Source organism: Azotobacter chroococcum (genome assembly GCF_002220155.1).
GTDB classification, from domain to species: Bacteria; Pseudomonadota; Gammaproteobacteria; order Pseudomonadales; family Pseudomonadaceae; genus Azotobacter; species Azotobacter chroococcum.
In genome coordinates this window covers 702,248-714,430 of record NZ_CP011835.1, presented here as the reverse complement: position 1 = coordinate 714,430, position 12,183 = coordinate 702,248, and the positions used below count along the sequence as shown (strand labels likewise).

General features: G+C 69.0%; 13 protein-coding genes. 11 read left to right on the top strand and 2 right to left on the bottom strand.

Translation table 11 applies throughout. From position 1 onward, the window contains the following. Positions 1 to 42: 42 nt before the first annotated feature. From hslU to ACG10_RS03320, 11 genes are all read left to right on the top strand, one after another. Entirely contained in the window at positions 43 to 1,383 is a 1,341-nt protein-coding gene (gene hslU, locus ACG10_RS03370; protein WP_039801838.1) for an ATP-dependent protease ATPase subunit HslU, read from the top strand. Positions 1,384 to 1,466: 83 nt separating this feature from the next. Then, on the top strand, positions 1,467 to 1,841 hold the full coding sequence (locus ACG10_RS03365; RefSeq protein ID WP_089167122.1) for a gamma-butyrobetaine hydroxylase-like domain-containing protein: 375 nt from the start codon (positions 1,467 to 1,469) through the stop codon (positions 1,839 to 1,841). Between the two features lie 145 nt (positions 1,842 to 1,986). Continuing rightward, the gene (gene ubiE, locus ACG10_RS03360) at positions 1,987 to 2,757 is read left to right on the top strand and encodes a bifunctional demethylmenaquinone methyltransferase/2-methoxy-6-polyprenyl-1,4-benzoquinol methylase UbiE (protein ID WP_089167121.1); all 771 of its coding nucleotides are present in this window, start codon (positions 1,987 to 1,989) and stop codon (positions 2,755 to 2,757) included. Next, positions 2,757 to 3,380, top strand: a complete 624-nt coding sequence (locus ACG10_RS03355; RefSeq protein ID WP_089167120.1) for a ubiquinone biosynthesis accessory factor UbiJ — start codon at positions 2,757 to 2,759, stop codon at positions 3,378 to 3,380. The genes ubiE and ACG10_RS03355 overlap by 1 nt, the downstream gene beginning before the upstream one ends. Beyond that, positions 3,377 to 4,984 (top strand): ubiquinone biosynthesis regulatory protein kinase UbiB, encoded by a 1,608-nt coding sequence (ubiB, locus tag ACG10_RS03350; protein WP_089167119.1) that lies wholly within the window; start codon positions 3,377 to 3,379, stop codon positions 4,982 to 4,984. The genes ACG10_RS03355 and ubiB overlap by 4 nt, the downstream gene beginning before the upstream one ends. Before the next feature lie 40 nt (positions 4,985 to 5,024). After that, complete coding sequence (hisI, locus tag ACG10_RS03345) at positions 5,025 to 5,426, top strand: phosphoribosyl-AMP cyclohydrolase (RefSeq protein WP_089167118.1); 402 nt, start codon at positions 5,025 to 5,027, stop codon at positions 5,424 to 5,426. Next, positions 5,419 to 5,751, top strand: a complete 333-nt coding sequence (locus tag ACG10_RS03340; RefSeq protein ID WP_039801825.1) for a phosphoribosyl-ATP diphosphatase — start codon at positions 5,419 to 5,421, stop codon at positions 5,749 to 5,751. The genes hisI and ACG10_RS03340 overlap by 8 nt, the downstream gene beginning before the upstream one ends. A gap of 50 nt (positions 5,752 to 5,801) precedes the next feature. Continuing rightward, complete coding sequence (gene tatA, locus ACG10_RS03335) at positions 5,802 to 6,035, top strand: twin-arginine translocase TatA/TatE family subunit (RefSeq protein ID WP_039801821.1); 234 nt, start codon at positions 5,802 to 5,804, stop codon at positions 6,033 to 6,035. Between the two features lie 2 nt (positions 6,036 to 6,037). Continuing rightward, positions 6,038 to 6,379 (top strand): Sec-independent protein translocase protein TatB, encoded by a 342-nt coding sequence (gene tatB / locus ACG10_RS03330; protein WP_039801819.1) that lies wholly within the window; start codon positions 6,038 to 6,040, stop codon positions 6,377 to 6,379. Next, the gene (tatC, locus tag ACG10_RS03325) at positions 6,376 to 7,143 is read left to right on the top strand and encodes a twin-arginine translocase subunit TatC (protein WP_089167117.1); all 768 of its coding nucleotides are present in this window, start codon (positions 6,376 to 6,378) and stop codon (positions 7,141 to 7,143) included. The genes tatB and tatC overlap by 4 nt, the downstream gene beginning before the upstream one ends. Next, on the top strand, positions 7,140 to 7,847 hold the full coding sequence (locus ACG10_RS03320; protein WP_089167116.1) for a 16S rRNA (uracil(1498)-N(3))-methyltransferase: 708 nt from the start codon (positions 7,140 to 7,142) through the stop codon (positions 7,845 to 7,847). The genes tatC and ACG10_RS03320 overlap by 4 nt, the downstream gene beginning before the upstream one ends. Before the next feature lie 89 nt (positions 7,848 to 7,936). On the opposite strand, the gene mdoH is transcribed toward ACG10_RS03320, so the two are convergent. Both mdoH and ACG10_RS03310 read right to left on the bottom strand, forming a co-directional pair. Further along, entirely contained in the window at positions 7,937 to 10,534 is a 2,598-nt protein-coding gene (gene mdoH, locus ACG10_RS03315) for a glucans biosynthesis glucosyltransferase MdoH (protein ID WP_089167115.1), read from the bottom strand. Next, positions 10,521 to 12,074, bottom strand: coding sequence for a glucan biosynthesis protein G (locus ACG10_RS03310; RefSeq protein ID WP_089167114.1), 1,554 nt, complete (start codon positions 12,072 to 12,074; stop codon positions 10,521 to 10,523). Before ACG10_RS03310 ends, mdoH begins: the two co-directional genes overlap by 14 nt. Positions 12,075 to 12,183: the final 109 nt, after the last annotated feature.

Here is a 12,183-nt window from a genome sequence, read left to right as displayed (position 1 = left end):
GGTCCCAGACCCGACGCCCTCCGCATGAAGCGAGCCCTACCCATGTCCATGACGCCCCGCGAAATCGTCCACGAACTCAACCGCCACATCGTCGGCCAGGACGACGCCAAGCGCGCCGTCGCCATCGCCCTGCGCAACCGCTGGCGGCGCATGCAGCTGCCGGCCGAGCTGCGCGCCGAGGTGACGCCGAAGAACATCCTGATGATCGGCCCGACCGGTGTCGGCAAGACCGAGATCGCCCGCCGCCTGGCCAAGCTGGCCAACGCGCCCTTCATCAAGGTCGAGGCGACCAAGTTCACCGAGGTCGGCTACGTCGGCCGCGACGTCGAGTCGATCGTCCGCGATCTGGCCGATGCCGCGCTGAAGATGCTGCGCGAGCAGGAGGTGAACAAGATGCGCTTCCGCGCCGAGGACGCCGCCGAGGAGCGCATCCTCGACGCCCTGCTGCCGCCGGCACGCCAGGGGTTCGGCGACGAGCCGGTGACGCGCGAGGACTCCAACACCCGCCAGCTGTTCCGCAAGCGCCTGCGCGAGGGCCAGCTGGACGACAAGGAAATCGACATCGAGATCACCGAAGCGCCCGGCGGCGTGGAGATCATGGCCCCGCCCGGCATGGAGGAGATGACCAGCCAGCTGCAGAACCTGTTCTCCAGCATGGGCAAGGGCAAGAAGAAGACCCACAAGCTGAAGGTCAAGGATGCGCTCAAGCTGGTCCGCGACGAGGAGGCAGCCCGCCTGGTCAACGAGGAGGAGCTGAAGGCCCGCGCCCTGGAGGCGGTCGAGCAGAATGGCATCGTCTTCATCGACGAGATCGACAAGGTGGCCAAGCGTGCCAACGTCGGCGGCGCCGATGTCTCCCGCGAGGGCGTGCAGCGCGACCTGCTGCCGCTGATCGAGGGCTGCACGGTGAACACCAAGCTGGGCATGGTCAAGACCGACCACATCCTGTTCATCGCCTCCGGCGCCTTCCACCTCGCCAAGCCCAGCGACCTGGTGCCGGAGCTGCAGGGCCGTCTGCCGATCCGCGTCGAACTCAAGGCGCTGACTCCGGAGGACTTCGAGCGCATCCTCACCGAGCCCCACGCCTCCCTGACCGAACAGTACAGCGAACTGCTGAAGACCGAAGGGCTGGACATCGAATTCACCGCGGATGGCATCAAGCGCATCGCCGAGATCGCCTGGCAGGTCAACGAGAAGACCGAGAACATCGGCGCGCGCCGCCTGCATACCCTGCTCGAACGCCTGCTGGAGGAGGTTTCCTTCAGCGCCGCCGACCTGGCCGCCGATCACAGCGGCCGGCCGATCGTGATCGACGCCGCCTACGTCAACAGCCACCTCGGCGAACTGGCCCAGGACGAGGATCTGTCGCGCTATATCCTGTAAGCGATCCCCGCCGTCGCAGGGTGGAAAACCGCGCAGCGCTTTCCACCCTGCAGCTCGCCGCCTCACCCTGCGGAGTTCCACCGATGCGCCTGCCCACCGCCATCAAGCTGCACAAGGCCTCGAAGACCCTCGAGCTGCACTACGGTCCCGACGAGCAGTACCGCCTCGACGCCGAGTTCCTCCGCGTGTACTCGCCCTCGGCGGAAGTGCGCGGCCACGGCAATCCCGTGCTGCAGCACGGCAAGCTCGGCGTCGGCCTGAGCGGCGTCGAGCCGGTCGGCCAGTACGCCCTCAAGCTGATCTTCGACGACGGCCACGACAGCGGCCTCTACAGCTGGGACTATCTCTACCAGCTGGCCCGCGACCACGACCGCCTGTGGGTCGAGTACCTGGCCGAACTGGAACGCGCCGGCAAGTCCCGCGACCCGGACGAGTCGGTGGTCCGGCTGATGCTCTGAGGCGGGCCGCGGCCGTCCCGCGCCGGCTTCGGCGCCTCGACTGCATGGATGCAGGCAGCAGGGGGTGTTGACGTTTTGGCGTGAGCCTATGCCAAAACGTCAACACCCCCTAGAATGGCCGGCACATTTTTCCGGTGCCAGCGACATGAACGATCCGCGCAAGGGCCGCGAGGCCGAACCCACCACCCATTTCGGTTACCAGAACGTCCCGGAAAGCCAGAAGGCGCAGAAGGTCGCCGAGGTGTTCCACTCGGTGGCAGCCAAGTACGACCTGATGAACGACGTGCTCTCCGGCGGCCTGCACCGCCTGTGGAAGCGCTTCACCATCGAGCTGTCCGGCGTGCGCCGGGGCAACCGGGTGCTGGACATCGCCGGCGGCACCGGCGACCTGACCCGGCAGTTCTCCCGCCTGGTCGGCGAGAGCGGCGAAGTGGTGCTGGCCGACATCAACTCCTCGATGCTCAAGGTCGGCCGCGACCGCCTGCTCGACAAGGGCGTGGCCGGCAACGTGCGCTTCGTCCAGGCCGACGCCGAGAAGCTGCCGTTTCCCGACAACCACTTCGACGTGGTCACCATCGCCTTCGGCCTGCGCAACGTCACCCACAAGGAAGATGCCCTGCGCTCCATGCTGCGGGTGCTGAAGCCGGGCGGCCGCCTGCTGGTGCTGGAGTTCTCCAAACCGTCCAACGCCCTGCTCGGCAAGGCCTACGACGCCTACTCCTTCGCCTTCATGCCGCTGGCCGGCAAGCTGATCACCAACGACGCCGACAGCTACCGCTACCTGGCCGAGTCGATCCGCATGCACCCGAACCAGGAAACCCTCAAGGGCATGATGGTCGAGGCCGGCTTCGAGCGCGTCACCTACCACAACATGACCGGCGGCATCGTCGCCCTGCACCGCGGTCTCAAGCCCTGATGCTCGGCACGGCCCTGCTCGCGAGTGCGGAGCACGCACTCAACCGCCTGCTGCGCCTGGACGGGACCGCCCAGCCGCGCCTGGCGCGCCTGGGCGGCCGCGTGATTGCGGTGCGCTGCACGGCGCCCGAGCTGACCCTCCATATCCTGCCGAACGCCGACGGCCTGCGTCTGGCCAGCCACTGGCAGGGCGAGGCCGACTGCACCCTGCACGCGCCCGCCGCGAGCCTGCTGCGCCTGGCCGCCAGCCGGCAGAAGACCGCCATCCTGCACAGTCCCGAGGTTCGCCTGGAAGGCGACAGTGCCAGCCTGCTGGCGCTCGCCGGGATCCTCGAGGATCTCGAGCTGGACTGGGAATACGAACTGTCGCGCTGGCTCGGCCCGGTGGCCACCCAGCTGTTCGCCGGCAGCCTGCAGCACGCCACGCGCTGGAGCGGCCAGAGCCTGGCCAGCCTGCGCCAGGACCTGGCCGACTACCTCGGCGAAGAGTCGAGCACCCTGGTCGGCCGCCACGAAGCCGAGGCCCGCTTCGCCGAAGTCGACGACCTCAGGCTGGTCCTGGACCGCCTCGAGGCGCGCCTTGCCCGCCTCGCCCACCCACAGGAACCCCGCGACAACGCATGAAGCTCCTCGCCGTCCGCCGCCTGCTGCGCATCCAAAGCGTCGTCGTCCGCTATCGCCTCGACGACCTGCTGTTCGACCTGCCACTGCTGCCCTGGTGGCTGCGTGCGCTCGGCTACTGCCTGCCGTGGCGCTGGTTTCCCCGCGCGCCGAGCGACCAGCCGCGCGGCGTCCGGCTGCGCCTCGCGCTGCAGGACCTCGGGCCGATCTTCATCAAGTTCGGGCAGATCCTCTCGACCCGCCGCGATCTGCTGCCGCCGGACATCGCCGACGAGCTGGTCTGGCTGCAGGACCGCGTGCCGCCCTTCGATCCGCAGCAGTCCGTGGCGCTGATCGAGGAACAGCTCGGCGCCCGGGTCGACGAGGTGTTCGCCCGCTTCGACAGCGAGCCGCTGGCCTCGGCCTCGGTCGCCCAGGTGCATGCGGCGCAGCTGAAGAGCGGCGAGGAGGTGGTGGTCAAGGTGGTCCGCCCGGGCCTCAGGGCGGTGATCCGCCAGGACCTGGCCTGGCTCTACCTGTTCGCCCGGATGGCCGAGGGCGCCTCCACCGAAGCCCGCCGCCTGCATCTGGTGGACGTGGTCGGCGACTACGAGAAGACCATCTACGACGAGCTCGACCTGCTCCGCGAGGCGGCCAACGCCAGCCAGCTCAAGCGCAATTTCGAGCGCTCGCCGCTGCTCTACGTGCCGCAGGTGCACTGGGAGTGGTGCCGGCCCAAGGTGCTGGTGATGGAGCGCATCTACGGCGTGCCGGTGACCGACCTGTCCGCCCTCGTCGATCAGGGCACCGACCTCAAGCTGCTCGCCGAGCGCGGCGTGGAGATCTTCTTCACCCAGGTGTTCCGCGACAGCTTCTTCCATGCCGACATGCATCCCGGCAACATCTTCGTCAGCACCCGCCAGCCCTGGGATCCGCAGTACATCGCCATCGACTGCGGCATCGTCGGCAGCCTGACGCCGCAGGACCAGGACTACCTGGCGCGCAACCTGCTGGCCTTCTTCAAGCGCGACTACCGCAAGGTCGCGCAGCTGCACATCGACTCCGGCTGGGTGCCGGCCGACACCCAGGTCAACGAATTCGAGGCGGCGATCCGCACCGTCTGCGAGCCGATCTTCGAGAAGCCGCTGAAGGACATCTCCTTCGGCCAGCTGCTGCTGCGCCTGTTCCAGACCGCCCGGCGCTTCAACATGGAGGTCCAGCCGCAGCTGGTGCTGCTGCAGAAGACCCTGCTCAACATCGAGGGGCTCGGCCGCCAGCTCTATCCGGAGCTGGACCTGTGGACCACCGCCAAGCCCTTCCTCGAGCGCTGGATGCGCAAGCGCATGAGCCCGAAGGCCATGCTCGACAACCTGCAGGGCCAGCTCGAACAGCTGCCGCATCTGGCGCAGATGACCCGCGCGGCACTGGAAGGCATGGCCCGGCCGGCGCACGGCGCCCCGCCGCCCCGCGACCGGCACATCCTGCGCCTGCTCGGCGCCGCCCTGCTGGCCGGCGGCGTGCTGCTCGCCAGCCGGGCGCCGCTGAACACCGCGGACGCCTGGCCGGGCTGGCTGATGCTCGCCAGCGGCCTCTACCTGCTGGTACGCCGCCAGCGCTTCCCCGACTGACCCGGTTGTCGCGACGCCCGCACGTCGCAACGGAGTGGATATGAAAGACTGGCTGGACGAGATTCACTGGAACGCCGATGGCCTGGTACCAGCCATCGCCCAGGATCACAAGACCGGGCGCATCCTGATGATGGCCTGGATGAACCGCGAGTCCCTGGCCCTGACCGTCCGGGAAAATCGCGCCATCTACTGGTCACGCTCGCGTGGTAAGCTCTGGCGCAAAGGCGAGGAATCGGGCCACGTGCAGAAGGTGCACGAAGTGCGCCTGGACTGCGACGCCGACGTGATCGTCCTGCAGGTCGAGCAGCTCGGCGGCATCGCCTGCCACACCGGCCGTGAAAGCTGCTTCTACCGCGTTTTCGAAGACGGCGCCTGGAAGGTCGTCGAGCCGATCCTCAAGGACCCCGACGCCATCTACCATGCAGGACACCGTCATGAGTGACACCCTCAACCAGCTGGCCGAAGTGCTCGAGGCGCGCAAGAACGCCGCCCCGGACAGCTCCTACGTGGCCAGCCTGTACCACAAGGGTCTGAACAAGATCCTCGAGAAGGTCGGCGAGGAGTCGGTGGAAACCATCCTCGCCGCCAAGGACGCCGCCGCCAGCGGCGACTGCAGCGAGCTGATCTACGAGACCGCCGACCTCTGGTTCCACAGCTTGGTCATGCTCGCCGCCCTCGGCCAGCATCCCCAGGCCGTGCTCGACGAACTGGAGCGGCGCTTCGGCCTGTCCGGGCATGCGGAAAAGGCCGCACGGCCGAAGTCCTGAGCACGGCCGGGACACAGCAATTTCTTCACGTCTTTACGGAGCGAACCATCATGGGTTTTGGCGGTATCAGCATCTGGCAACTTCTGATCATCCTGCTCATCGTCGTCATGCTGTTCGGCACCAAGCGCCTGAAGAGCCTTGGCTCGGACCTGGGTGATGCTATCAAGGGCTTCCGCAAGTCGATGGATAACGAGGAGAACAAGGCGCCGCCCGTCGAAGAGCAGAAAGGCCAGACCATCGAGGCCCAGGCCCGCAAGGTCGAGGAACCGGCCAGGAAAGACTGAGCATGTTCGACATCGGCTTCAGCGAACTCCTGCTGGTCGGCCTGGTCGCCCTGCTGGTACTCGGCCCCGAGCGCCTGCCGGTCGCCGCGCGCATGGCCGGGCTGTGGATCGGCCGCCTGAAACGCAGCTTCAATACCCTCAAGACGGAAGTGGAGCGCGAGATCGGCGCCGACGAGATTCGCCGCCAGCTGCATAACGAGCGAATCCTCGAGCTGGAGCGGGAGATGAAGCAGAGCCTGCAGCCGCCGGCGCCGAGCGCGCCGGACGAGACCGCGGCCAGCCCTGCGACGCCCCCTCAGCCGGCCTCCCCTGCCGCCCACTCCGACAAGACGCCCAGCCCATGACAGCCCGACCGGACAGCGACCAGGACATGCCCCTGGTCGCGCACCTGACCGAGCTGCGCTCGCGCCTGCTGCGCAGCGTGGCGGCAGTGCTGCTGATCTTCGCCGCACTCTTCTACTTCGCCCAGGACATCTACGCCCTGGTCTCGGCGCCCCTGCGCGCCTACCTGCCGGAAGGCGCGACCATGATCGCTACCGGCGTGGCCTCGCCGTTCCTCGCGCCGTTCAAGCTGACCCTGATGGTTTCGCTGTTCCTCGCCATGCCGGTGGTCCTCCACCAGGTCTGGGGCTTCATCGCGCCGGGGCTGTACCAGCACGAGAAACGCATCGCCGTGCCGCTGATGGCCTCCAGCGTGCTGCTCTTCTATGCCGGCATGGCCTTCGCCTACTTCGTGGTCTTCCCGATCATGTTCGGCTTCTTCGCCAGCGTGACCCCGGAAGGCGTGGCGATGATGACCGACATCGGCCAGTACCTGGACTTCGTGCTCACCCTGTTCTTCGCCTTCGGCGTGGCCTTCGAGGTGCCGGTGGCGACCTTCCTGCTGATCTGGGTGGGCATCGTCGACGTGGCAAGCCTGCGCAACAGTCGCCCCTACGTGATCGTCGGCTGCTTCGTGGTCGGCATGCTCCTCACCCCGCCAGACGTGTTCTCCCAGACCCTGCTCGCCGTGCCCATGTGGCTGCTGTTCGAGATCGGCGTGTTCTTCGGCGCGCGCATCCGCCACCGCGAGGAGCCGGCCGCCTCCGACGGCCCGTCGCAACCGTGAACCTGCTGCTGCTCGACGACGCCGACTTCGTCGCCGCCGACCGGGCGATCCTGCGCGACCGCCGCCTGCGCCACCTGCAGGAAGTGCATCGCGCCGAGGCCGGCGACGGCCTGCGCATCGGCCGTCTGGGCGGGGCCATGGGCGAAGGCCGACTGCTGCGCCTGGAGGCGGCGGAGGCCGAACTGCAGGTAGCCTTCGACCGGGAACCGCCGGCCAAGCTGCCGCTGACCCTGCTGCTCGCCCTGCCACGGCCGAAGATGCTCAGGCGCGTGCTGCAGACCGTCGCCGCCATGGGCGTGCCGCGGCTGGTGCTGCTCAACAGCTACCGGGTGGAGAAGAGCTTCTGGCAGACCCCCCTCCTCGAGCCCGCAGCGATCCGCGAACAGCTGATCCTCGGCCTGGAGCAGGCGCGCGACACCGTGCTGCCGGAAGTGCTGATCGAAAAGCGCTTCAAGCCCTTCGTCGAGGACCGCCTGCCGCAGCTCGCCGCCGGCACCCTCGGCCTGCTCGGCCATCCCGGCGACTTCCCGCCCTGCCCGCGCGCCGTCGAACGACCGGTGACCCTGGCCATCGGCCCGGAGGGCGGCTGGATTCCCTACGAGGTGGACAAGCTGCAGGCCGCCGGCCTCGCCCCGGTGCAGCTGGGCGAGCGCATCCTGCGCGTGGAAACCGCGGTGACCGCGCTGCTCGCGCGTCTGTTCTAGGGCCTGTTAACACTACTCTCCGCGAGCCGCGTTGCCGCGCAACCCGTAGGGACGGGCCGTGGCGGGCGCAGGAGCGCCCGCCGCTCCCCCTAGCCGGCCAGCAGCACCCCGTCGGCCGCCGGTTTCGCCTCGCTGCTCGGCGCGGCCTGGGGCCGGCCGCTGCTGCGGTACAGGCCGCCCAGCGAGCGCCGCCAGGGCGCCAGCCAGTTCTCCCAGCCCTCCTCCCACAGCTGCCGGTGCAGGCGCGCCAGGATCACCGGATCGCCGAGCAGGGCCAGCCGTGCCCGCTCGTCGAGCCGCTCGGGGCCGACGGCCAGGGCATGGGTCACGCGCTCCGCGCGCAGCCGCTCGATCGCCAGCGACTGGCCGTGGCGTGCCGTGGCCATGGCGCAGGCCAGGGCATTGCCCAGCGGATCGACCACCGCCCGCACGAAGGCGCCGTCCTTCGCGCGCCGGCGGTTCTCCCGGGTGTAGCGCTCGGTGGCGCGCAGCTCGGCCGGGGCGTCGTGCTCCTCGGGGATCAGGAACAGCTTCAGCGCGCGCAGACCCCGGCCCAAACCGACCCGGCTGGAAATCACCGACACCGGAATGGACAACATCAGGGCGCCGACGATCGGCGCCAGCCACCAGAGGAAGCGCGGGTTCAGCCAGGCCACCAGCAGTGCCCAGACGAGCCCGAGCAGGGTCTGTACGCCATGCCGGCGCAGCGCCTCGGCCCAGGAGGTGGAGCCGTCGTCGCGGCGCGGCGACTTCCACTGCACCGAGCGGCCGAGGAAGGCGCCGACCACGAAGCAGCTGTGGAAGAACATCCGCACCGGCGTCAGCAGGATGGAGCAGCCCATCTCCAGCAGCACGCTCAGGGTCACCCGGATCACCCCACCATAGGCGTCGGCGCCCTTGACCCAAACCAGCGCCAGGCTGAGCAGCTTGGGCAGCAGCAGCATCGCCAGGGTGCTGTAGAACAGCAGCATGGCCTCCTGGGGATACCAGGGCATCCAGACCGGGAACGGCCCCGAGGCACTGGCGGCATCCTGCGGCATCAGCAGGTGGTGCGCCGCCATCAGCGCGGTGGAGAGCAGCAGGAAGGCGAACCACAGCGGTGCCGACAGGTAGGACATCACCCCGGTGAGAAACACCGCGCGATGTACCGGATGTATGCCGCGGACCAGGAACAGGCGGAAGTTCATCAGGTTGCCGTGGCACCAGCGGCGGTCGCGCTTGAGCTCGTCGAGCAGGTTCGGCGGCAGCTCCTCGTAGCTGCCCGGCAGGTCGTGGGCGACCCACACGCCCCAGCCGGCGCGGCGCATCAGCGCGGCCTCGACGAAGTCGTGGGAGAGGATCGCCCCGGCGAACACCCCGCGCCCCGGCAGCGGCGCCAGCGCGCAGTGCTCGATGAACGGCTGCATGCGGATGATCGCGTTGTGTCCCCAGTAGTGCGACTCGCCGAGCTGCCAGAAGTGCATGCCGGCGGTCAGCAGCGGGCCGTAGACGCGGGTGGCGAACTGCTGCATGCGCGCGTAGAGGGTGTCGCGGCCCGAGGCCTTCGGCGCGGTCTGGATGATCCCGGCCTCGGGATTGGCCTCCATGAGACGCACCAGGGCGGTCAGGCAGTCGCCGCTCATCACGCTGTCGGCGTCCATCACCACCATGTAGCGGTACTGGCTGCCCCAGCGCCGGCAGAAGTCGTCGATGTTGCCGCTCTTGCGCTTCACCCGCCGCCGCCGCCGGCGGTAGAAGATGCGTCCGAAGCCGCCGGTCTCGCGGCACAGTTCGAGCCAGGCCTGCTGCTCGGCGGCAGCGATGTCGGCCGAGCTGCTGTCGCTGAGGATGAAGAAGTCGAAGCGCGCCTGCTCGCCGCTGGCGGCCAGCGATTCGTAGGTCGCCCGCAGGCCGGCGAAGGCGCGCGCCACGTCCTCGTTGCAGATCGGCATGACGATGGCCGTGCGCACTTCGGCGGGAATCGGCGCCGAGCCGAGGCCGGTGGCGGAAATGAAATGGCGGCCGCGCCCGCGCAGCAGCTCCCAGAAGCCCATCACCGCCGTCCAGAAGCCGGCGGACAGCCAGCCGAAGAGCAGCGCGAAGAGGCCGAGCACGCCGCCCTCGAGCAGATAGGGCAACGCCGTGCCCAGGCTGTGCCAGGGGCTGGGCGGGCCCCCCTCGACGAACTGGGCGAACTCGGAGAAGGACCAGTCGCAGCACGGCAGGATATCGCGCATGTACCAGGTGGCCAGGGCGGTCGGCCCCAGCATCAGCAGCAGCAGGACCAGCCGACGCAGCGAGGCGACCCGCTGCCAGCTCGCCGGCGGCAGGTCGCGCGGCGGCGGCGGCGCGACGGCACGGCCGGTGAGCCGGAGCCAGGCGCGGCGCAGCAGGTTGAGCCCCCAGGGCTCGGGAACGACCGGGGTGCGGCGGATCGGCGGTGCGGCCGCCAGGCAGGTCCTCCCGGCGGCGTCCGTAGCGAGCGCCCCGGCTGCCGCCAGCTCATCGCCGTACTCCCCGGCCAGGCGCCGGGCGGCCGAGTCCAGGCCGGCATCGCCGGCAGCCGCCGGGGCTCCGGCCAGCCGGCGGTGCAGTTCGGCGAGCGAGCCGGCATCGGCCAGACGCTCGCGCTCGGCCGCGGCCAGCGGCAGATGGCGCAGATACTCGTCCAGCGGGCCCCGGAGGGAAATCGGTTTATTCTTTGGCATGCAACTGGTAGCTCCAGATTTCGGTCAGGCGTCGGTCGCCCTTGACCAGTGCGGCGTACATCTCCACCGGCCGCTGCGGGTCCTTGACTTTCAAACGCAGGGTGAGGCGCCAGCCCCGGATGGCCGGGTGGTAGCGCAGGCTGTTCTCCAACAATTCGCCGTTGTGATCGACGCTGACCTGGCTGGCGAGCGGCGTATCCGGCGCCAGAGCCTGCAGCGCCGGCCCCTCGAAGTCCACCAGCAGCAGGGTGCTGCCGTCGGCCTGGCGGACCAGATTGCGCCGCCGGAGTTCCCCGCGCGAGCGCAGGGTCTGCCGGACCCAGGCCGCCCTTCCGGGGTGCAGTTCCGCCTCGTTCCGGGTCCAGTGCAGCCGGTAGGCGAAATCCAGCGGCTCACCGGGCCTGGGCATGGCCTTCGGTTGCCAGAAGGCGACGATATTGTCGTTGGTCTCGTCCGGGCTGGGAATCTCCACCAGCTCCACGCTGCCCTGTCCCCACTGGCCCAGCGGCTCGACCCAGGCGCTCGGGCGCAGGTCGTAGCGGTCGTCCAGGTCCTCGTAATCGGAGAACTCGCGGCCGCGCTGCAGCAGACCGAAGCCCCGCGGGTTCTCCAGACTGTAGGGAGTCACCGTCAGCTGCTGCGGGTTCTGCAGCGGGCGCCAGACCCAGTCGCCATTGCCGTCATGGATCAAGAGGCCGCTGGAGTCGTGGATCTTCGGACGGAAGTTGACCTGCGGCGACGGCTGGTTGTCGCCGAACAGGAACATGCTGGTCAGCGGCGCCAGGCCCAGCCGGCCGACAGGCCCGCGCAGGTAGAGGCGGGCCTTGATGTCCATGCGGGTATCCCCGCCCGGATGCAGGACCATCTGGTAGGCGCCGCTGGCGCGCGGCGAGTCGAGCAGGGCGAAGATCGTCAGGTGGTGGTCCTGCGGTTTCGGGCGCTCGATCCAGAACTCGCGAAAGCGCGGGAACTCCTCGCCCGAGGGCAGCGCGGTGTCGAGCGCCAGGCCACGGGCGGAAAGGCCGAACACCTGGCCCTGGCCGACCACCCGGAAATAGCTGGCGCCGAGGAAGCTGGCGACCTCGTCCTGCTTGTCCGCCCGGTTGATCGGATAGAGCACGCGAAAGCCGGCGTAGCCGAGCTGCTCCACCACCCTGGGATCGACGCGCAGGGCGCCGAAATCGAAGCGCGCGGGATCGTAGCCGATTTCCCGGACATCGCCGTCCACCACCTCGTTGATGCGCACCGGCGTGGCGAAGTGCATGCCCTGATGGTGGAAGCCCAGCTTGAAGCGGGTCTTCTCGTCGGCCCAGTAGGCCTTTTCGGCACGGAAGCGGATCTGCTGGTGGTCGGCGAAGGCCATGTTGGCGAATTCGGCCGGCAGGTTGCTGACCGGCGCGGCATAGGGCTCACCGGCCAGGCGCCTCGCCCGCTCGGCCACCTCGTCGAAGCCGAGCCCCCAGGCTGGGGCGACGCCCAGCGCCAGGCAGGCGGAACCGACCAGCAGCAGGCCGCGGCATGAAGCGATCATCGACGTCATTGCGCAAGGCTCGGGCATGGCTGAAAGGAGGAATGGACGGGGCTGTCGGCCGGCAACTCTAACCTATTGAAAAAAATAGAGAAAACTCAGGGCGCAGGGAAAGCCGCAA

Excerpts from the sequence above, each read along its gene's own strand:
- hisI (WP_089167118.1), top strand. The coding sequence starts at position 5,025 with ATGAAAGACTGGCTGGACGAGATTCACTGGAACGCCGATGGCCTGGTA.
- ACG10_RS03310 (WP_089167114.1), bottom strand. The coding sequence starts at position 12,074 with ATGACGTCGATGATCGCTTCATGCCGCGGCCTGCTGCTGGTCGGTTCC.
- tatB (WP_039801819.1), top strand. The coding sequence starts at position 6,038 with ATGTTCGACATCGGCTTCAGCGAACTCCTGCTGGTCGGCCTGGTCGCC.
- ubiB (WP_089167119.1), top strand. The coding sequence starts at position 3,377 with ATGAAGCTCCTCGCCGTCCGCCGCCTGCTGCGCATCCAAAGCGTCGTC.
- ubiE (WP_089167121.1), top strand. The coding sequence starts at position 1,987 with ATGAACGATCCGCGCAAGGGCCGCGAGGCCGAACCCACCACCCATTTC.
- ACG10_RS03365 (WP_089167122.1), top strand. The coding sequence starts at position 1,467 with ATGCGCCTGCCCACCGCCATCAAGCTGCACAAGGCCTCGAAGACCCTC.
- ACG10_RS03355 (WP_089167120.1), top strand. The coding sequence starts at position 2,757 with ATGCTCGGCACGGCCCTGCTCGCGAGTGCGGAGCACGCACTCAACCGC.
- mdoH (WP_089167115.1), bottom strand. The coding sequence starts at position 10,534 with ATGCCAAAGAATAAACCGATTTCCCTCCGGGGCCCGCTGGACGAGTAT.
- ACG10_RS03340 (WP_039801825.1), top strand. The coding sequence starts at position 5,419 with ATGAGTGACACCCTCAACCAGCTGGCCGAAGTGCTCGAGGCGCGCAAG.
- tatA (WP_039801821.1), top strand. The coding sequence starts at position 5,802 with ATGGGTTTTGGCGGTATCAGCATCTGGCAACTTCTGATCATCCTGCTC.
- tatC (WP_089167117.1), top strand. The coding sequence starts at position 6,376 with ATGACAGCCCGACCGGACAGCGACCAGGACATGCCCCTGGTCGCGCAC.
- hslU (WP_039801838.1), top strand. The coding sequence starts at position 43 with ATGTCCATGACGCCCCGCGAAATCGTCCACGAACTCAACCGCCACATC.